The 19,956-nt window shown below is 68.8% G+C and carries 18 protein-coding genes and 1 pseudogene; 3 read left to right on the top strand and 16 right to left on the bottom strand.

What is annotated here, in order from left to right; translation table 11 throughout:
- The first annotated feature begins 32 nt into the window (after positions 1-32).
- Positions 33-1,499, top strand: a complete 1,467-nt coding sequence (locus BLR75_RS22650) for a helicase HerA-like domain-containing protein (protein WP_084309472.1) — start codon at positions 33-35, stop codon at positions 1,497-1,499.
- A 179-nt stretch (positions 1,500-1,678) separates the two neighbouring features.
- Here the strand turns inward: BLR75_RS22650 and BLR75_RS27420 are convergent, their stop codons facing one another.
- From BLR75_RS27420 to BLR75_RS22635, 4 genes and pseudogenes are all read right to left on the bottom strand, one after another.
- On the bottom strand, positions 1,679-2,443 hold the full coding sequence (locus tag BLR75_RS27420) for a methyl-accepting chemotaxis protein (RefSeq protein ID WP_371858098.1): 765 nt from the start codon (positions 2,441-2,443) through the stop codon (positions 1,679-1,681).
- Positions 2,444-2,533: 90 nt separating this feature from the next.
- Positions 2,534-3,574, bottom strand: a pseudogene (locus BLR75_RS27415) (cache domain-containing protein); the annotation flags it as partial.
- Between the two features lie 119 nt (positions 3,575-3,693).
- Entirely contained in the window at positions 3,694-5,166 is a 1,473-nt protein-coding gene (locus BLR75_RS22640) for an inorganic phosphate transporter (RefSeq protein ID WP_084309474.1), read from the bottom strand.
- Positions 5,167-5,398: 232 nt separating this feature from the next.
- A complete protein-coding gene (locus tag BLR75_RS22635) occupies positions 5,399-5,608 on the bottom strand; it encodes a hypothetical protein (RefSeq protein WP_084309475.1) in 210 nt (69 codons plus the stop codon).
- 240 nt (positions 5,609-5,848) lie between these two features.
- On the opposite strand from BLR75_RS22635, the gene BLR75_RS22630 reads away from it, so the two are divergent.
- Positions 5,849-6,151, top strand: a complete 303-nt coding sequence (locus BLR75_RS22630; protein ID WP_084309476.1) for a PsiF family protein — start codon at positions 5,849-5,851, stop codon at positions 6,149-6,151.
- Between the two features lie 92 nt (positions 6,152-6,243).
- Here BLR75_RS22630 and BLR75_RS22625 read toward each other — a convergent pair whose 3' ends face one another.
- Positions 6,244-7,140: a pseudouridine synthase gene (locus BLR75_RS22625; RefSeq protein ID WP_084309477.1), complete on the bottom strand. Its 897-nt coding sequence runs from the start codon at positions 7,138-7,140 to the stop codon at positions 6,244-6,246.
- Positions 7,141-7,364: 224 nt separating this feature from the next.
- A complete protein-coding gene (locus BLR75_RS22620; RefSeq protein ID WP_084309478.1) occupies positions 7,365-7,595 on the bottom strand; it encodes a DUF2789 domain-containing protein in 231 nt (76 codons plus the stop codon).
- A gap of 210 nt (positions 7,596-7,805) precedes the next feature.
- Here BLR75_RS22620 and BLR75_RS22615 point away from each other — a divergent pair, with 210 nt between their 5' ends.
- Entirely contained in the window at positions 7,806-9,008 is a 1,203-nt protein-coding gene (locus BLR75_RS22615; protein WP_084309479.1) for an MFS transporter, read from the top strand.
- On the opposite strand, the gene BLR75_RS22610 is transcribed toward BLR75_RS22615, so the two are convergent.
- The 10 genes from BLR75_RS22610 to BLR75_RS22565 all read right to left on the bottom strand — a co-directional run bounded on the left by BLR75_RS22610 (position 9,009) and on the right by BLR75_RS22565 (position 19,715).
- Positions 9,009-10,169 (bottom strand): HPP family protein, encoded by a 1,161-nt coding sequence (locus tag BLR75_RS22610; protein WP_084309480.1) that lies wholly within the window; start codon positions 10,167-10,169, stop codon positions 9,009-9,011.
- 618 nt (positions 10,170-10,787) lie between these two features.
- Entirely contained in the window at positions 10,788-11,603 is an 816-nt protein-coding gene (gene ppk2 / locus BLR75_RS22605) for a polyphosphate kinase 2 (RefSeq protein WP_084309481.1), read from the bottom strand.
- 40 nt (positions 11,604-11,643) lie between these two features.
- A complete protein-coding gene (locus BLR75_RS22600) occupies positions 11,644-13,047 on the bottom strand; it encodes a sensor histidine kinase (protein ID WP_084309482.1) in 1,404 nt (467 codons plus the stop codon).
- Positions 13,044-13,706 (bottom strand): response regulator, encoded by a 663-nt coding sequence (locus BLR75_RS22595; protein ID WP_084309483.1) that lies wholly within the window; start codon positions 13,704-13,706, stop codon positions 13,044-13,046. Before BLR75_RS22595 ends, BLR75_RS22600 begins: the two co-directional genes overlap by 4 nt.
- On the bottom strand, positions 13,706-14,506 hold the full coding sequence (locus BLR75_RS22590; RefSeq protein WP_084309484.1) for an SDR family oxidoreductase: 801 nt from the start codon (positions 14,504-14,506) through the stop codon (positions 13,706-13,708). The genes BLR75_RS22595 and BLR75_RS22590 overlap by 1 nt, the downstream gene beginning before the upstream one ends.
- Positions 14,493-15,176 (bottom strand): iron-containing redox enzyme family protein, encoded by a 684-nt coding sequence (locus BLR75_RS22585; protein ID WP_084309485.1) that lies wholly within the window; start codon positions 15,174-15,176, stop codon positions 14,493-14,495. Before BLR75_RS22585 ends, BLR75_RS22590 begins: the two co-directional genes overlap by 14 nt.
- On the bottom strand, positions 15,163-16,638 hold the full coding sequence (locus BLR75_RS22580) for an AMP-binding protein (RefSeq protein WP_084309486.1): 1,476 nt from the start codon (positions 16,636-16,638) through the stop codon (positions 15,163-15,165). Before BLR75_RS22580 ends, BLR75_RS22585 begins: the two co-directional genes overlap by 14 nt.
- Entirely contained in the window at positions 16,628-17,302 is a 675-nt protein-coding gene (locus BLR75_RS22575; protein ID WP_084309487.1) for a thermostable hemolysin, read from the bottom strand. Before BLR75_RS22575 ends, BLR75_RS22580 begins: the two co-directional genes overlap by 11 nt.
- A 78-nt stretch (positions 17,303-17,380) precedes the next feature.
- Complete coding sequence (locus BLR75_RS22570) at positions 17,381-18,697, bottom strand: NTP/NDP exchange transporter (protein WP_084309488.1); 1,317 nt, start codon at positions 18,695-18,697, stop codon at positions 17,381-17,383.
- Positions 18,698-18,791: 94 nt separating this feature from the next.
- Positions 18,792-19,715, bottom strand: a complete 924-nt coding sequence (locus tag BLR75_RS22565) for an aldo/keto reductase (RefSeq protein WP_084309489.1) — start codon at positions 19,713-19,715, stop codon at positions 18,792-18,794.
- Between the last annotated feature and the right edge of the window lie 241 nt (positions 19,716-19,956).

Here is a 19,956-nt window from a genome sequence, read left to right as displayed (position 1 = left end):
CGGCGCGCTTCTCAACTCAAGGACGCAATGCGATGAACGAACTGATCATTGGTGCCGGCCCGGACGGCCAGCCGGTCTGCCAGGCCTGGAAGCTGGCCAACCGCCACGGGCTGATCGCCGGCGCCACCGGCACCGGCAAGACCGTGACCCTGCAGCACCTGGCCGAATGCTTCAGCGACGCCGGCGTCGCGGTGTTCGCCGCCGACATCAAGGGCGACCTGTGCGGCATCGCCGCGGCGGGCAACCCGCAGGGCAAGGTGGCCGAGCGGATCGCCGGCATGCCCTGGCTGAACCACCAGCCGCAGGCCTACCCGGTGAGCCTGTGGGACGTCGCCGGCAAGACCGGCCACCCGCTGCGCACCACGCTCTCGGAAATGGGCCCGCTGCTGCTGGCCAACCTGCTGGAGCTGAGCGACAGCCAGCAGGCCGCGCTGTTCGCCGCCTTCCAGGTGGCCGACCGCGAGGGCCTGCTGCTGCTCGACCTGAAGGACCTCAAGGCGCTGCTCAACCACCTCAAGGAAAACCCGCAGGTGCTCGGCCAGGACAGCGCGCTGTTCACCGGCGCCTCGTCCCAGGCCCTGCTGCGACGCCTGGCGCTGCTCGAACAGCAGGGCGCCGAGGCGTTCTTCGGCGAGCCGGCGCTGCAGCTGGAAGATCTCCTGCGCCCCGATGCGGATGGCCGCGGCCGCATCCACCTGCTCGACGCCAGCAAGCTGGTGCACGAGGCGCCCAAGGTCTACGCGACCTTCCTGCTCTGGCTGCTGGCCGAGCTGTTCGAGCAGTTGCCCGAGCGCGGCGATGCGGACAAGCCGGTGCTGGCGCTGTTCTTCGACGAGGCGCACCTGCTGTTCAACGACACGCCCAGGGCGCTGCAGGAGCGCCTGGAGCAGGTGGTGCGGCTGATCCGCTCGAAGGGCGTCGGCGTCTACTTCGTCACCCAGTCGCCCAGCGACCTGCCCGACGACGTGCTCGCCCAGCTCGGCCTGCGCATCCAGCACGGCCTGCGCGCCTTCACCGCCAAGGAGCAGAAGTCCCTGCGCGCGGTGGCCGACGGCTTCCGTCCGAACCCGGCGTTCGACACGCTCAAGGTGCTCACCGAGCTGGGCATCGGCGAGGCGCTGGTCGGCACGCTGGAAGAGAAGGGCACCCCGGCCATGGTCCAGCGCGTGCTGGTCGCCCCGCCGCAATCGCGCATCGGCCCGCTGGCGGACGCCGAACGCGCCGACCTGGTGCGCCGTTCGCCGCTGGCCGGGCGTTACGACCAGCCGATCGACCGCGAATCGGCCTACGAGATGCTCACCGGCCGCACCGACCAGAAGATGGCGCCGAGTACCGAAAAGGCGGGGAAAGGCACCGACCTGGGGAGCCTGGCCGGCGACCTGCTCGGCACGCTGGCCAGCCAGACGGCGAAGACCATGGTGCGCCAGGCGGCCAACCAGATCGGCCGGCAGCTGGTGCGCGGGTTGATGGGCGCGCTGCTGGGCGGCAAGCGGAGGTAAGCGGCGGGTTGCACCCGCCCTGCATGGCATCGCCCCTGTAGGGTGGATGAGGCTTTTTTCATCCACCATTGCGGGGCCGCATGCGCGGCCATGGTGGATCGATGAAGCGTGATCCACCCTACGAATGCCGCATCACTTCGCACCGTAGGGCAGGTGCAACCCGCCGCAGCGCCTGGTCGTCAGATCCTGAAGCTATCCACCAGATGCCGCAGCCGGCCGGACTGGTTTTCCAGTTCGGCGCAGGCGCGCAGGGTGGCCTGGAGGTTTTCCACGGCCTCCTGGTTCAGCGTGTTGATCTCGTTGATGTCCATGTTCAGCGACTCCACCACCGCGGTCTGTTCCTCGGTGGCGGTGGCGACCGACTGGTTCATCGCGTCGATCTCGCCGATGCGGCCGGTCACCGTGGCCAGGCGCTGGCCGGCGCGGTTGGCGATGTCCACGCTTTCCAGGCTGTAGCGCTGGCTCTCGGTCATGGTGTCCACCGCCTCGCGGGCGCCGACCTGCAGTTCCTCGATCATCTGCTGAATCTGCTGGGCGGAGTCCTGGGCGCGGTGGGCGAGGCTGCGTACCTCGTCGGCGACCACGGCGAAGCCGCGGCCCGCCTCGCCGGCGCGGGCGGCCTCGATGGCGGCGTTGAGGGCGAGCAGATTGGTCTGCTCGGAGATGCCCTTGATCACCTCGAGGATCTTGCCGATGTTCACCGTGCGGCTGTTCAGCGACTCGATGTTGCTGCAGGACGCGCTGATCTTCTCCGACAGCTGGTTCATCGCCGCGATGGTCTGCTCCACCACCTGGCGGCCGTCGCCGGCCTGGTGGCTGGCGTCGGTGGCGTGGTGCGAGGCGTCGGCGGCGTTGCGGGCGATTTCCTGGGCGGCGGCGCCGAGTTCGTTGATCGCGGCGGCGACGCTGTTGGTGCGGCTGGCCTGCTCGTCGGAATTGCTCATCGACGAGTTGGAGGCGTTGACCACCAGTTGCGAGACGTCATGCAGCTGGCGGGCGGTGGTGGCGACCTCGCGGATCGACTGGTGGATGCGCTCGACGAAGCGGTTGAAGGCTTCCGCCAGTGCGCCGAATTCGTCGCGGCTGTGCGCGTCCAGGCGGCGGGTCAGGTCGCCCTCGCCCTGGGCGATGTCCTGCATGGCGCGGCCCATGGCGGTCAGTGGCTGCATCAGCACGCGGATCAGCATGCCGAGCAGCAGGACGATGGCGACGATGGCGATCAGCGTGGCGATCACCGCCGAGGTGCGGAATTCGCCGAGGCTGGCGTAGGCGGCGTCCTTGTCCAGCGCCAGGGCGACGTACCAGGTCACCCCCGGCAGGCCCTTCACCGGGCTCAGGGAGATCAGTTCGGCTCGGCCTTTGGCGTCGATCTCCTGCAGGCCTTCGCTCAGCTTCGGTGCGCCTTCCGGATAGACCTCGGAAAGGTTCTTGAATACCAGCTGGGTGTCGGGATGGACCAGGATCTTGCCGGCGTCGCTGACCAGGAAGGCATAGCCTTTGCCATTGAACTTCAGCGAATTGACGATCGAGGTTACGGTTCCGAGGGGCAGGTCACCGGCAGTCACCGCCGCCAGTTCCGCATTGCGCAGCACCGGCGCGGCAATGGCCAGGACCGGCTGATTGGTGCCGGCGTCGAGATAGGGCTCGGTCACGATCAGCCGGCCTGCGCTTGCTGCTTCCTGGTACCAGCCGCGTTTGCGCGGATCGTAGCCAGCGGGCATCGGTCGGTCCGGACGGATGGTGAAGCTGCCGTTGGCCGTCTCGCCGAGGTAGACCGATTCGAAATTGTTCAGCAATACCTTCTGTTCCAGCACTTGCTGGAAGGCAGCGGGGGAGGCGTCGCTGGCGGCCAGTTGCGCGGCCTGGCTCTCGATCAGATGCATACGGCCTTCCAGCCAGAGCTGGATGTTGCTGGCAGTGAGAGTGCCGAGCTCGGCGAGGGCGATGCGAGTGTCGTCCTCGATCGCCTGGCGCTGGCGGTAGTCGTTGAACAGGACGAAACAGGCGAAGACGAAGATCACCACGAGGGAAGCTGCGAGGAGGATCTTCCGGGCGAAGGAGAGTGAGCGAAGCATGGTAAAGCACCTGCGGATGGAGCGAGAGTCCATCTTATCGGCAGGAACGGGGCCGGCTTGAACGGCCGGACAAGAAAAAACGCCTGCGCGAGGCAGGCGTTTTTCGGGGCGTTCGCGGATCAGCCGACGAAGCGCGTGGCGATCCAGAACAGGCCGGCGGCCAGGGCCATGGAGATCGGCAGGGTGAGTACCCAGGCCATCAGGATGTTGCGCACCGTGCCGCCCTGCAGGCCGCTGCGGTTGGCGACCATGCTGCCGGCGACGCCGGACGACAGCACGTGGGTGGTGGAAACCGGCAGGCTGTAGATGTTGGCCATGCCGATCGCCGCGGTGGCGGTGAGCTGGGCGGCGATGCCCTGGGCGTAGGTCATGCCCTGCTTGCCGATCTTCTCGCCGACGGTCAGCACCACGCGCTTCCAGCCGACCATGGTGCCGATGCCGAGGGCCAGGGCCACCGCGATGATCACCCAGAAGGGCGCGTATTCGGTGGTGCTGGTCAGGTCCTTGCGCAGCTTGTCCAGGTCGGCCTTCTCGCGGGCCGGCAGGTCGGACAGCTTGCTGACCTTCTTCGCCGTGTCGTCCAGGCAGAGCAGGTAGCGGCGCACCTGCACGCGGGTGTCGGCGGACAGGTCGGCATAGTTGTCGACGCCCTTCAGGTCGCTCAGCAGGCCGTGCAGGGTGGCCTCGGTCTGCTTCGGATTGCAGCGGTAGGCTTCCGGCAGGTCGACGTTGTTGCCCTTGCCGAGGGCGAGCATCTCGCCGAGGGTCTCGGTGTGGCGTTCGTAGAACTGGCCGAGGTGGACGGCCGCGTCGCGGGTGCGCTCGATCTGGTAGGTGGTGCTGTTCAGGTCGAGGACGAACTTGGCCGGGACGATGCCGATCAGCACCAGCATGATCAGGCCGATACCCTTCTGGCCGTCGTTGGAGCCGTGCACGAAGCTCACGGTCATGGCAGAAATCACCAGGACCAGGCGGTTCCAGAACGGCGGGTGCTTCTTCTCGTCGACTTCGCGGCGGGTTTCCGGGGTTTTGTGCATTTTCGACTGCGGATACAGCCATTTCAGCCCGATCAGCAGCAGCGCGGCGACCAGGAAGCCGGCCAGCGGCGAGAAGATCAGCGACAGGGCGATGTCGATGGCCTTCTGCCAGTTGATCCCGTCGCCCAGCGGCAGGTCGGTGATCATCGCGTTGGCCAGGCCCACGCCGAGGATGGAGCCGATCAGCGTGTGCGAACTGGAGGCGGGAATGCCGAAGTACCAGGTGCCCAGGTTCCAGGTGATGGCCGCGGCGAGCAGGGAGAAGACCATCGCCAGGCCGTGGCCGGTGTTCACGTTTATCAGCAGTTCGACCGGCAGCAGGTGGACGATGGCATAGGCCACGCCGACGCCGCCGAGCAGCACGCCGAGGAAGTTGAACAGACCGGACAGGACCACCGCACGGTAGGGCGACATGGCCTTGGTATAGATGACGGTCGCCACCGCGTTGGCGGTGTCATGGAAGCCGTTGATGAACTCGAAGCTGAGGACGAAGGCCAGTGCCAGCACCAGGCTGAAGCCTATCCAGAAATCGAGCCCGCTGAAGAGATCGAACATGAATTGTCTGTGACCAGTCTGAGACGGGGCGGCGATTATGCCAGAACCGAAATCCGCCGTCCGGAACCGGAACGGCTTCACGGTTGTCGTGCGACTCCAGGTCACACGGCGCTTCCAGCCAGGCGGGAAAAACCTTGAAACGCTTCCCCGGGCCGGCGGACCCCCATCGTTTATCGGAAAGCGGGCCGGTGCGATCCCCCTGCGGAGGTCCGTACCCGTGCCCACGGGTTTGCTATTCGGCTTCCTTTTGCGCCTTCAGGCGCTGCTCCTCGATCTTCTGCAATTCCCGGTCGAAGGCCTGGTCCTGCACGCTGGGTCGCTTGCGCCAGCGTTTCCGTTCGGGGTCTGGCTGAGCGGCGTAGAGCGTGACTTCCCCGCCATAGATGTCCTTGTAACGCTGTTCCTGGCGCTCCAGTTCTGCGCGCAGTTCGTCTTTGGTCACGGTCGTTCCTGATGGCGGCCGCCGTGGCTGGTGTCTTCCCGGCTGTAGGGAAAGCAGTGTAGCCGGCGACCGCTGAGGGGGTCGAAAAAGGCGCGGGATTATAACGCCTGCGCCGGGGCTGTCATCCCGTGGCGTCGACGGACGGCCGGCGGGGTTGTAGCGCGGCTTTGCCGGACCGCCTGGCGGCAGCGGTGGCGGAGGCTACGCTCAGAAGGTCGACCACCACCGGGAGCCTCTCCGATGACGATCCTCCGCATTCCCCTGCTGGCGTTCGCCCTGCTGTTCTCGCTGCAGGGGCTGGCCGCCAATACCGCGCAACAGGAAAGGATGAAGACCTGCAACGCCGACGCCACGGCCAAGGCGCTGAAGGGGGACGAGCGCAAGGCGTTCATGAGCAACTGCCTGAAGGCCGACGGCGAGGCTCCCGCCATGACCATGACGCCGCAGCAGCAGAAGATGAAGAGCTGCAACGCCGACGCCAGCGCCAAGGCCCTGAAGGGCGACGAGCGCAAGGCGTTCATGAGCAACTGCCTGAAGAAATGACGGCCTGGAGCCTGCTCACGATCTCATGGGCAGGCTCCGGCATGCCGGGGAGCACCGGCCAGGCCGCGATCGGCGCATGACTGCGCCAATCCTCACCAGTCCAGTCGCAGGCGGCTCTCGAAGCTGCGCGTCTCGCCGCTCAGCGGATCGACGAATTCCAGGCGCTGCGCCAGCAGCTTGAGCGGCCGCGAGTAATCCTCCGTCTCGCGCTCGGCGCGGTCGCGCAGCACGGGGTAGAGCGGGTCGTTGCACAGCCCGGCGCCCAGCGCGGCCATGTGCACGCGCAACTGGTGGCGTTTGCCGGTCACCGGATGCAGCGCATAGCGCCACAGGTCCGCACGGCGCTCCAGCACCTCGATGCGGGTTTCGCTGTTGGGCGCGCCCTCGGTTTCCTTCATCAGGATGAACGGCTCGCCATCCACCATGCGCGTGCGGCGCAGGTGCGGGAAGTCCAGTTGTGGCAGCGGCGGGGCGATGGCCTCGTAGCGCTTGGCGATGCGCCGCTCGCGGAACAGCGCCTGGTAGGCCGGGCGGCTGGCGGGGTTGGCGGAGAACAGCACCAGCCCGGCGGTGAGCCGGTCGATGCGGTGCAGCGGCACCAGCAGCGGGTTGTCCAGGCGCCGGGCCAGGCGCGCCAGCAGGGTCTGCTCGACGTACTGCCCGGACGGCGTGACCGGCAGGAAGTGCGGCTTGTCCGCCACCACCAGGTGCTCGTCCACATACAGGACCGATTCGACGAAGGGAATCGGCGTTTCCTGCGCCACCTCGCGGAAATAGTGGATGCGCAGGCCTTCCCGGTAGGCCGTCTGCGAGCCGACCGGCCGCCCCTCGGCGTCCAGCACGCGGCCGCGGGCCATGCGGTCGAGCCAGGTCTCGCGGGCGATGGCCGGGAAATGCGCGCACAGGCAGTCGAGCACCGTGGCCCAGGGGCCGGCGGGCAGATGCAGGGTACTGGCGCGCTGCTGCGCGGCGGAGAAGGGAGCGGACATGGGGCTACGGCTGGAAATATCGAGGGCGGGCATTAGGCCGCAGAGCGGGGAAGACGTCAAAGGCCGTTCGGCCGGTAACAATCCCGACACCAGGCGTTCCGGGGACGTAGGGTGGATGGCGCTCTTCCATCCACCATGGGCGCGCGCTGGAACGCCCGAATGGTGGATGAAAGAGCGTGATCCACCCTACGCATGTCCCGCCAACGGCAATCCGCCGAATGGCCTCACCTCGACAGCCGCACCGCCAGTTCGTCGACTTCCTCCGCCCAGTCGGAGTCGTCCTCCAGGGCCTCGCGGATGAATTGCGCCTGGGCCTCGTTCCAGAACGGTGCGTCCGCCAGGGCCTGGCCGTCGGCCAGGCGGTGCTGGCCGAGGAAGGCGTCGATCTCGCCCTTGCCGTTGGGCAGTCCGAGCTGCTTGAACAGTTCACCGAGGGTGTGGTGGCTGGTATCCATGGGGCCTCCTGTCGGTCATGGGATTCGCCTCGTGCATCAACTATAGGCGTTGGACCGCGGCGGGCAGGGCCGCGTGCGGGCGATCCTTCGACGAATGGCTGCCCATGGCATTTCGGCCAGGCTACAGACGGGATCGATAGGTGGCTTTCAATTTTCCCGGGCGCGGGCAATCATGGCCCGAATCCCGTTTCCCTGTGCCAGGCCCGGTCCATGAGTGCGTACCAGCAGCGTCCCGCGTCCACGACCCTGCAGATCATTTCCATCGTCACCTTCACCTTCAACCTGTTCCTCTGCATCGGCGCCATGCTGCCGGTGCTGCCGGGCTTCGTCAGCCACACCCTGGGCTTCGATTCGCTGATCGCCGGCGTGGTGATCGGCGCGCAGTACATGGCCACGCTGCTGATGCGGCCGCTCGCCGGGCGCATCTGCGACAACCACGGCCCCAAGCAGGCGGTGATCTACGGCCTCTATGCGATGGGCGCCGGCGGCCTGCTGCTGGCGCTCGCCGCCGGCCTGCAGATGCTGCCCTGGCTGAGCCTGCTGGCGCTGCTGATCAGTCGCCTGGCGATCGGCTTCGCCCAGGCGCTGATGGGCATCGGCACGGCGAGCTGGGGCATCGCGCGGGTCGGGATGGAGAACACCGCACAGGTCATTTCCTGGAATGGTGTGGTCTGCTACGGCGCCATCGCCCTCGGCGCGCCGCTCGGCGTCTTCATGGCCAACGGCCTGGGACTCTGGAGCATCGGTGCGGCAACCCTGGTGATCGCCGGGGCGAGCCTGCTGCTGGCGCGCAGCAAGCCGGCGGCGGCGGTGATCCCGGGGGCGCGCATGGCCTTCCATGCGGTGCTCGGCCGGATGCTGCCCTACGGCATGTGCGTGGCGCTGGGTTCCATCGGCTTCGGCACCCTGGCGACCTTCATCACCCTCTATTACGCCAGCCGTGGCTGGGCCGACCCGGCCTGGTGCCTGACGCTGTTCAGCCTGACCTTCGCCGGCGCCCGCGTACTGTTCTCCGGAATGGTGAACCGCTTCGGCGGCTTCAACGTGGCGATCGCCTGCCTGCTGGTGGAAACCCTCGGCCTGCTGCTGCTCTGGCAGGCGCCGAGCCCGGCGTTCGCCCTGGTCGGCGCCGCGCTCACCGGCGCCGGCCTGTCGCTGGTCTATCCGGCGCTGGGCGTCGAGGCGGTGCTGCGCATTCCGGCCAGCAGCCGCAGCGCCGCGCTGGGCGCCTACGCGCTGTTCTTCGACCTGGCGATGGGCGTCGCCGGTCCGCTGATGGGCGCGATCGCCGCGCGTTCCGGCTATCCCTCGATCTTCCTCGGAGCGGCGCTGATGTCGGCGCTCGGCTTCGTCATCTGCCTGCTGCTGCAGCGCCGCAGCCGCGGCCCGCGCAACGAGATTCCCCTCGACTGATCAGGCCGCCAGCGAATCGGTCGCCGGCTCTTCCTCGCGGTGGTCCTGCAGCCAGCGGTGGTGCAGCGCGGCGATCAGGTCGGTCTGGCTGACGATGCCGGCCAGACCGCCCTGTTCATCCAGCACCGGCAGGCAGTGCAGGCCCTCGTCGGACAGGCGCCAGACCAGTTGGGTCAGCGGCGTATCCAGGCGCACCGTTTCCACCGGCGTGCTCATCACCTGCGCCACGTTCGGGCTGCCGAACGCCAGGCGGCCGAGGCGCGAGCCGCCGTACAGGCCGGTCAGCAGGTCGGACTGGGTGAGGATGCCGACCAGCGCGCGGCGCTCGTCGAGCACCGGCAGCGCCTTGATGTGGTAGTGGCGGAACAGCTCGCGGGCCCGCGACATGCGTTCCTGCGGGCCGACCGTGCGCACGTCGCGGGACATGATGTCCGCCGCCGTCACGCCATCGATCAGGCGTCGTTCGGCGTGGCGCTCGGTGGCGTGCAGCAGGCGTGAAAGGTCTTCGCGGGTGACGTCGACGAAGCCGCCGAATTCGGCCAGCGCCTGGTCGAGGTCCGCCTGGTTGAACTCCAGCCGCTGGCTCGGCAGCGGGTCGCGGGTGTGGTGCGGGTTGGCGACCACCCGGGCCAGCTGGCGCGGATAGTTGCTGCCGGTCAGGTTGTTGATCAGCATCGCGGCGACGATCAGCCCCAGCGACAGCAGCGCCACCGGCCACAGCAGCAGCATGCCCTGCTGCTCCACCATCGGCCCGCCCAGGGCCAGGCCGAAGGCCACCGCGCAGCTCGGCGGATGCAGGCAACGCAGGGCGAACATGAACACGATGCTGGCGCTCATGGCAGCCGTGGCGACCATCCAGTCATGGCCCAGCCAGTGCCCCGCGGCGAGGCCGATGGCAGCGCTCAGCAGGTTGCCGGCGAATACAGGCCAGGGTTGCGCGAGCGGGCTGGAAGCCACGGCGAACACCAGCAGCGCCGAGGCGGCGAAGGGCGGGGCGATGCGCAGCACGGCGTCGAGACCGAACAGATGACAGCACAGCCAGAGCGCGCCACCGAGAGCCAGACAGCCACCGAGGCCGGTACGCAGCCATTCGCGCGGCGGCGCCACTGCGGCACCGGGAGCCAGGCGTTTCAGCCAGGCGAAGCGGGACGAGGAGGTCATGGGCAACACTTCCAGCTACGAATCGAAGAAAAGGGCCGCACAGGCGGCCACGAACTCCCGCAGGGGGCGGCGGGAGGGGGCTCCATCCTTGGAAATGGAAATCGGGGGCAGGCGCGCGCCGTGCGGCTATCGCATGGAGTGGCGGCGACGCATGAGGAATGCCTGCCCGGCGGACGGACAAGGCGGAATGGGGTGGCGAGCGGCGGAAGCGAATTGCGGGGCAGCAGTAGTCATGGGCTTGCAATACCACATCGGACGCCGGTGCGCGACGGCAAGCGCGGCGGGATGGGGCGGCTCCTTTGAATGGAGTTTCTATTAGTACCTGCCAATACGGCAGGGCACGCGGCTTATTCCACAGGGGAACAAGTAGGAATGATCCTAGAAAAGACGACGATTAGCGTCCAATGAATGTTATTGCTGGTTGGGTGCAATTATTTTGTATTGAGGCCTGTGCCTGTGCCTGTGCCTGTGCCTGTGCCTGCGCCTGGGCGCCGGTCGCGGGCATGGCCCGCTCCTACGGTTCGATGCGGCGTCCGGGTAGGGCGAATAACGCGCCAGCGTTATCCGCCACCAATCGGCACGATCCCATCGATGAATGGACGTTCGACGCCGCCCGCCTCAGAACCGCTCCTCGACATACTTGAACGGATAGTCGATGTCCTTGTAGCGGCCGATCCTGCCGCGCTTGGGCAGCTTGACCTTCTTCTCGGTGATGTCCTCGTAGGGCACGTGCCTGAGCAGGTGGCTGATCAGGTTCAGGCGCACGCGCTTCTTGTCCTCCGAGCGCGCCACGTACCACGGCGCCCAGGGCGAGTCGGTGGCGCTGAACATCTCGTCGCGGGCGCGGGTGTAATCGTCCCAGCGGGTGAAGGACTTCAGGTCCATCGGCGACAGCTTCCAGATCTTGCGCCCGTCGTTGATGCGGTCCTGCAGGCGGCGTTCCTGCTCCTCGGCGCTCACTTCCAGCCAGTACTTCAGCAGGATGATCCCGGACTCCACCAGGATGCGCTCGAACAGCGGAGTGACGACGAGGAACTTCTGCGCCTGCTCCTCGGTGCAGAAGCCCATCACCCGCTCGACGCCGGCGCGGTTGTACCAGCTGCGGTCGAAGATCACCACCTCGCCGGCCGCCGGCATGTGGGCGAGATAGCGCTGCGCGTAGAGCTGCGACTTCTCCCGTTCGGTGGGCGCGGGCAGCGCGACCACGCGGAACACCCGCGGGCTGACGCGCTCGGTGATGGCCTTGATCACGCCGCCCTTGCCGGCGCCGTCGCGGCCCTCGAAGACGACGCAGACCTTCAGGCCCTTGTGCACCACCCATTCCTGCAGCTTGACCAGCTCGACGTGGAGCTTCTTCAGTTCGTTCTCGTATTCCTTGTTGCCCAGCTTTTCCGTCGTGGCGACGGCCGCGTCCTTTTTCGACTTCTTGCCCATTGCTCTCTCCGAATGAAGAAGGCGCGCATCGGCGCCCCCTTCAGAGAATAGTTGCCGTTTCGCCGGCTGCTGCGTCCGGGGTGTCGCAGGGCAGCAGCAGGGTGGCGCGCAGCCCGCCGCCGTCGCGGTTGGCCAGGCTCACGTGGCCGCCGAGGCGGCGCGCGATCATCTCCACTATGGCCAGGCCGAGGCCGGCGCCGTGCGGGTTGTCCTGGCTGTAGAAGCGTTCGAAGAGGCGGCCCAGGCGTTCCTCGTCGATGCCCGGCCCCTGGTCTTCCACGGTGAGGACGAAGCGCCCGTCGCGGTGCTCCAGGCCGACGCGGATTTCCCCGCCCGCCGGCGAGAAATGCGCGGCGTTGGTCACCAGGTTCTGTAGGGCGATGCCGATGGCGCTGGCGTCGCTGCGCATCGGGTAGCGGCCCGGCGCGACGTCCAGGGACACCTCCAGGCCCTTGCCGAAGATCCACGGGGTGAGTTCCGCCAGGGTCTCGCGGACCACCTTTTCCAGGTCCAGCGGCTGCCAGTTGCGCCGCGCCAGTTCCGGCTCGACCCGGGCCAGGGTGAGCAGCTGGTTGACCACCCGCGCCAGCCGGTCCACCCCGCCGATGAGGAATTCCAGGGCCTCGCGGCGCTGCGCCGGGTCGGCGGCATGCAGGGCGTTCTGCGCGTGCAGGCGCAGGACCGCCAGCGGCGTGCGCATCTCGTGGGCGGCGTCGGCGATGAAGCGGTGTTCGCGCTGCAGCAGCGCGTCGATCTGCGCGAGCAGGCGGTTGATCGCCGCCTGCATGGGCTCCAGTTCCCGCGGCAGGGGCGTCAGTCGCAGCGGTTCGAGGGATTCGGCGTGCCGCGCGCGGATCACCCGCGCCATGTTCTGCAGCGGCCGCAGCCCCCAGCCGATGGCCCAGCCGACCAGCGCGGCGAGGCCCAGGCTGCCGACCAGATAGGGCAGCAGGGTATGCCGGACGATGCGTTGCAGCAGGTCCTCGCGCACGTCGCTGCGTTCGCCGACCCAGATCAGCAGCCGCTGCTGCTCGTCCGGCAGGAGGAAGCCGCGCCAGTGCCTGCCGGCCGCCTCGACATTGGCGAAGCCCGGCGTGCGCAGCGGCGCGGCGAAGGGCGGCGCGCTGGCCGAGCGGACCACGCTGGCGCCGTCGGCATTCCACACCTGGAACGCCAGCTTGCTCTCGTAGGGATGGCCGACGCTCTGCCGGCTGGCATGGCTCAGCGCCTCGTTGAAGGCGGCGTAGAGCGCCCGGCGATCGCCGCCGGCCAGCGGCATGTGCATCACGCCCTGCAGCAGGCGGGCGTTCTGCGCCAGGTGCGCGTCGTAGATCTCGGCCACCTCGTGGCTGCTGTCGTGGTAGGTGAAGAGCGCGAGCAATCCGGTGCCGGCCAGCAGCGACAGCATCACCATCCACAGCGTGCGCCGGCGCAGCGAGGTCACGGGCGGCCCTCCACCAGGTAGCCGATGCCGCGCACGGTGCGGATCAGCTCGCCGTAGAGCTTCTTGCGCAGGTGGTGGATGTGCACCTCCAGGGTATTGCTCTCGGCTTCCTCGTCCCAGCCGTAGAGCAGCTGGGTCAGGCGCTCGCGGGTGAACACCTTGCCCGGCTGCGCCAGCAGTTCGTGCAGCAGCAGGTATTCCTTGGGTGTCAGCGTCACGTTCTGCCCCTGGTAGAGCACCTGCTGGGTGGCCGGGTCGAGGCTGACGCCGCCGTGCTCGATGAGCATCCGCGCGCGCCCGGCGCTGCGCCGCAGCAGGGCGCGCAGGCGGGCCTTGAGTTCGTCGAGGTCGAACGGCTTGACCAGATAGTCGTCGGCGCCGGCATCCAGCCCGGCGATGCGGTCGCTGGTGGCGTCGCGGGCGGTGAGCACCAGCACCGGAACGGTGGAGCCGCCGGCGCGCAGGCGCTGCAGCACGCCCAGGCCGTCCAGGCGCGGCAGGCCGAGGTCGAGCAGCAGCAGATCGAAGGTTTCCTCGCGCAGGGCGTGCAGGGCGCTGGCGCCGTCCTGCAGCCAGTCGATGGTGTAGCCCTCCTGGCGCAGGCCGGCGCGCACGCCTTCGCCGAGGGCGATGTCGTCTTCCACGAGCAGCAGGCGCATCAGGGTTTCCGGGGATCGTCCCCGCTGAATCGGCGGATCAGCGGCAGCTGCTTGCGCAGGGCGCGGTCGACCAGGGCGGGGAGCAGGCTGTTGATGCGCACGAAGAGTTTTTCCGGCCAGCCCAGGTAGAGCTCGCTGAGGTTCTTCTCGATGGCCGTCAGCACCTCGCGGGCGACGTCCTCCGGTTCGTCCACGGCGGATTTCAGCGCCGTGCCAAGCGCCATCGCCGCCTCGCTGTTCATCGCCGTGCGGGTGGTGCGCGGGGCGACGTAGAGGACATCCACCGGGGTGTCGGCCAGCTCGCGGCGCAGCGCCTCGGAGAAGCCGCGCAGGGCGAACTTGCTGGCGCAGTACGCGGCGTAGCCTGGGTAGCCGATGGAGCCGAAGATCGAGCCGACGTTGACCACCAGCGCGTGCGGCTGCTCGCGCAGCAGCGGCAGCAGGGCGCGGGTCAGCTGCAGGGTGGCGCCGATGTTCAGCGCCAGCATGTCTTCCAGCTCGCTCTCGTCGAGCTGTTCGAGCATGGCGAAGCGGTTCACCCCGGCGGCGTTGATCAGCAGGTTGGCGCCGCCCATCAACCGCGCCGCCTGCACCACCGCCTGGCGCCCGGACGGCTGGCGCAGGTCGGCGGCCAGCCAGCGCAGGTTCTGTGGATAGCGGTGCTGCAGGTCGGCCAGCGGCTCGCCGTGGCGGCTCACCGCCAGCACCTGGGCGCCGAATTCGCAGAGCTGCCCGGCCAGTTCCAGGCCGATGCCGCCGCTGGCGCCGGTGAGGATCGCGCGGCACTCAGGCAGATGCATGCAGCACCTCGTTCGCCGCCCGGGCCCTGGGCAGGCCGCGGAACATATCGGCGTAGAGGCGGTAGACCACCTGCGCGGCGTGGATCACCGCCTGCTGGTCGGCGGGCTCTTCCAGGCGGTCCATCAGTACGCGGTAGCTGGCCATGTGCTGCTGGTCGAGGGAGCCGTGGGAACTCAGGTAGCCGAAGGCGTTCTCCGGCAGCCCGAGGCTGGAGCGGATGCTGCCGGCGGCATGGGTGGCGAGGGCCACGCTGGTGCCTTCCAGCACGTTGACCATGCCGAACAGGCCCACCGGATTGCCACGGGCGATCTGGTCGTAGAGGAAGGCCACCATCAGCTCGACGGGCAGCGACGGCTGGCTGCGCGCCACCTGCTGCGGGTCGCCGCCGCAGGCCGCGATGTCGTCGAGAATCCAGCGCTCGTGGCCGTACTCCTCGTCTATGTAGTCGCGCACCGCCTCGCGCAGCCACTCCAGCCGTGCCGGCAGGCGCGCGCCGCAGGCCATCATCAGCGGCACGGTATGCCGCACGTGGTGATAGGCCTGGGCGAGGAAGGCGACGTAGCCCTCCAGGCTGACCTCTCCGGCCAGCGCCTCGCGGATCACCGGCACCTCGTAGAGCGCCTCGCGCTCGCTGGCGGTAGCGGTTTGCAGGGTGTCAAAGAACGCCATGGGAATTTCCTCGATCGGTCACGAGCGCGCCGTAGCGCTGCAGGATCGCCGCACGGCGCGGACGGCCGTTGGCAGTGAGCAGGCCGTTGGCGCTGCTGAAGGGCTCCGCCAGGCGCACCCACAGGTGCACCTGCGCGTAGTCGGGCAGGGCGGCGTTGCACTGCGCCACGCTCTCGGCGAGGGTCGCATCGCTGCACTGCGGGTCCAGCGGCCAGAGCAGCGCCACGTTGCGCGCCTGCCCCTCGCCATGGACGAAGGCCTGGGCGATCACCCCGCGCTGGGTCAGCTCCGCCTCGATCCACTCCGGATTGACGTTGCGGCCGAAGCTGGTGATGAACTGGTTCTTCTGGCGTCCATGCAGGTAAAGGTAGCCATCTTCGTCGAAATGGCCGAGGTCGCCGGTCGGCCACCATTCACCCGCGAAGGGCGCTTCGCCGAGGTAGCCAAGCAGGGTGTTGCCACTGACCAGCACCTCGCCGTCGTCGGCCAGTTTCACCCGCACGTGCGGCAGCGGCCGGCCGACGCTGCCGGGACGCGTCGCCCCGGGGCGGTTGAGGCTGACCACCGAGGCGCATTCGGACAGGCCGTAGCCCTCGAACACCGGCAGGCCGATGCGTTCCGCACGGGCCAGCAGGTCCGCCGAAACCCGCGCGCCGCCGACCGCGACGAAGCGCAGCGAACCGACGCGCATGCGCCCCAGCTCGATGGCGGTGACCAGCCCGAGCAGCAGCTGCGGCACCAGGATCAGGCTCTGCGCGCCGCTCAGGGCGATGCCGCCGAGCAGGCGCGGCCAGTCGACGCCGCTGGCGCCATGCATGCCCAGCTGCGCCTGTGACAGCAGCACCAGTTCCGCGCCGGCGTACAGCGCGGCGTACAGGCCGAGGTTCTCCAGCAGCACCGCCAGCGGCAGCACGGCGAAGTGGCAGTGCGGCTCGGCCGGGCGGCTGGCCAGCTCCAGTTCGCGGGCGACCCGCAGCATGCTCGCCGCGTCCAGGCAGACGCCTTTCGGCGTGCCGGTGGTGCCGGAGGTGTAGGTGATCTTCGCCGTGCCGGGCGGCAGCGGCGGCAGCGACAGGTCGCGGCGCCAGAAGCGGCCGTCGTGATGGAAGCCGGCGGCTTTCAGCTCCTCGCCGATGTCGTCGCCGCCGAGCAGCAGGTTCGCCTGGCTCTGCGCCAGGCAGTGGGCGCGCTGGGCCGGGCTGAAGAAGGGCGGCAGGATCAGGCAGGGGCGCTCGCCGAGCAGCGCCGCCAGGTCCCAGAGCAGCAGCTCCGCGCCGTTGTCCAGGGCCAGCGCGAATACCCCCGGCGGCTCCGCGCGCAGCAGCGCCTCGCGGCTTTCCACGGCGGTGAGCAGGGCGGCATGGTCGAGCCTGTCCGTGGCGTCGCGCAGGGCCGGCTGCTGCGGGCGTTCATGGGCGTGACGGCGCAGGGTCTGGCGCAGCAGATCGAGTTCAGAGGACATGTTCGGCCTCGTGGAGCGGAGAGGGCAGACCCAGGCGCTGGTAGATGCCGCGGCGCAGCAGCTGCTCATGGCCATGGCGGATGCTGCCGGCGAACACCTGTGGATGCTGCTCGTAGTAGCTGCCCCAGCCGTCGCGCTCGGCGCCCAGGCGCGCCGGGTCCGCCGCGGCGAGGACGCTGGGCTCCAGGCCGAGGCGGTGGAAGCTGTTGAGCAGGCTCGCCGCGCCGGTGAAGGCCACCCACTCCAGGCCGCGGGCGGCCAGCAGCCAGGTCATGGCGACGATCAAGAGGCGCGCGCTGCCGGCGCTCGGCGAGGCGAGGTTGCCGACCTCGACCAGTTCGCCGCGGCGCACCGGCCGTCCGGCCAGGCGCGCAACCGGGACTTCCAGCGGGTCGTCCAGGTAGCGTTCGAGGAACAGCGGTTCCTGCGCCGCCAGGCGCATCCCGGCGACCGCAGCCAGCCTGCCGTCGGCGTCCCGCATGGCCACCAGCTCCGGCATGAAGCGATGCACGTCGGCGTGGTGCATGTGGTCGAAGCGCTCATGCACGAACGCCTCCGCTTCCGCGCGCCCGGCATCCCCCGCGCGCAGCAGCGCGAGGCAGGCGCAGGCATGCGGCGTGCCGAAGCGCACCGGGAACAGTTGTGCCCACCGGATGTTGTCCATGCAGATTTCCCCCTCCGGGATGACTCTCGGGGAGCAGTATCGGCAGCCAGTCTTAAGGGAGTCTGAAGCCTGCGCGGATCATCCGTGGCGCCGTCCGCTCCGGCCGGAAACGGCGGCGTCGGCGGCCTGCCGCGCATCGTCGCGGCCGCCCAGATACCAGCCTAGCCCGGCCCACGCGGCGGCGCAGGCGGCACCGGCCAGGGCGGCCAGCAGCACGCCGGCGCCGAGGCCGTCGAGCAGCGCCTTGGCCCAGGCGCTGACGGCGTCGCCGGCGCGGTAGACCACGGTGTCGATGAAGTTCTTCGCCTTGTACTTGGTCTGCGCATCCAGCGGCGCGAAGAGCATCTCCCGGCCGGGACGGACGAAGGCGTACTCGCCGACCCGCCGCACCACCATCGCCACCGCCAGCACGGCGAAGGTCGGCGCCAGCGCCAGGGCGAGGAAGCCCAGGCAGACCGCCGCCGGCACCCCGGCGAGCAGCGCGCGCAGGCCGTAGCGCTCGGCCAGGCGCCCGGCGACGAACAGCTGGGTGGCCAGCGACAGCGCCTGGACGATGAAGTCCAGCAGGCTGAACACGCGGATCTGCGTGTCGCGCTCGGGGAAGTGCTCGGCCACCAGCCGCGCCTGCTCGAAATAGAGGAAGGTGCTGGCGGTGGCGAGCAGGATGACGAAGGCGCCGACCGCCAGCAGGTAGGGCGAACGCAGCACCAGCAGGATGCCGCTGAACGGATTGCCGATCACCGGCTTGCGCGGATTCTCGCTCGGCGGCGCCCCGGGCCGGCCGGCGCCGCCGCGTTCGCGCCAGCTCATCAGGTAGTGCTTGGCCGGCAGGGTGGCGGCGAGCAGGGCGGCGGCCAGCACAGTCAGCCCGGACTGTCCCAGCGTATCGATCAGCAGCGCGCCCAGCGCCGGCCCGGCCAGCCCGCCGCAGCTCGCCCCGGCGGCGATGAAGGGGAACAGCCGGCGCGCCTGGCCCTCGTCGAACACGTCGGCCATCAGGCTCCAGGCCACCGAGACGACGAACAGGTTGTACACCGAGATCCACACGTAGAAGGCGCGCCCGGCCCACACCGACTCGCCGGCCTGGAACAGCAGGGCGAAGCCCAGCAGGTTGGCGACGAAGAAGCCGTACACCCAGTCCACGTAGCGCCGCCGCGGCACCTTCGAGTTGAGCCAGGCGAACAGCGGCACCGCCAGCAGCATCACCACGAAGGTGGCGGTGAACAGCCATTGCAGGTTCTCCACCCCGCCGAGAATCCCCATCGCCTCGCGGATCGGCCGCAGCATGAAGTAGCCGGCGAACAGGCAGAAGAACAGCGCGAACCCGCACAGCGAAGCCGCCAGCTCGCCGGGGCGGGCGTTGATGGCGGTGGTCAGGCGCTGAAGGATAGTCATCCGCGTATGCCTTACCTGTAGGAGCCAGCTTGCTGGCGATGCTCTTGGTGTTGGCAAGGATCGCCAGCAAGCTGGCTCCTACAGGTTTTGGTGCTCAGGCGAACACCTGCACGATCTTCTCGCGCAGCGCCGCATCCGGCAGCGGGCCGGTGCCGGCGGCGAGGTTGTCGGCCATGTAGCGCGCCTTGGAGGTGGCCGGGATCGCCACCGTCACTGCCGGGTGGGCGAGGATGAACTTCAGCAGGATCTGCGCCCAGGAGGTCGCCTGGATTTCCCCGGCCCAGTCCGGCAGCGGCTTGCCCCTGACCCGCTGGAACAGCGCGGAACGCTGGAACGGCCGGTTGATCAGGGTCGCCAGGCCGTGGTCGGCGCAGTAGGGGAGCAGGCGCTTCTCCGCGCCGCGTTCGCCCACCGAATAGTTGAACTGCACGAAGTCGACGCCTTTCTCCTTCTCCAGCGTCTCGATCAGGTCGTCGTGGGCGGATTCCACGTAGTGAGTGATGCCGATGTAGCGCACCGTGCCCTGCTGCTTCAGCTCGCGCAGCAGGCCGAGCTGGGTGGAGGTGTCCATCAGGTTGTGCACCTGCACCAGATCGATCTTCTCGCGCTGCAATGCCTTCTGGCTGGCGCGGAACTGCGCCTCGCCGCTGGACTTGCCGTGGGACGACAGCTTGGTGGCGAGGAACGCCTTGTCCAGGTCGCCGCTGCGTTTGAGCAGTTCGCCGGTGACCTCCTCGGCGGCGCCGTAGCTCGGCGCGGTATCGATCAGCGTGGCGCCGCCGGCGAACAGCGTGCGCACCACCTCCAGTAGTGGCGCCAGGCTGGCGTCGTCGAGATCGGCATTGAATACCCGCGAGGTGCCCAGGCCGATCACCGGCAGGCTTTCGCCGCTGGACGGAATCCTGCGCTGGATCAGCGGAGCGCTGGCGGCCCAGGCGGAGGGCGGGAGCAGGGGCGCGAGGCTGGCGAGGGCGGCAAGGCTGAGGCTGCCCTGGATGAAACGGCGGCGGCTGGGCATGGCGATGGTCCTCCATGGTGAAGGCACATCGTTCGAGGATAGACGCGGATCAGGGGTGGGATGGGGGTAGTTGTTTCGTGATGTTGTCGGGGCTGAGCGCCCCGGCCATCAAGGGCTACCTGTAGGAGCGCGCCATGCGCGCGACTCGCGGGCATGGCCCGCTCCTACAGCGAAAAAACCTGCGCGAACAAGCTCGCTCCTACAGAACTCACGCACTTTCTGCTGAAATGCCCACACCCGC

The sequence above is a fragment of the Pseudomonas jinjuensis genome (assembly GCF_900103845.1).
Lineage (GTDB): Bacteria > Pseudomonadota > Gammaproteobacteria > Pseudomonadales > Pseudomonadaceae > Pseudomonas > Pseudomonas jinjuensis.
The sequence above is the reverse complement of the archived record's forward strand: the minus strand, read 5'-3'. Positions and strand labels throughout refer to the sequence as shown.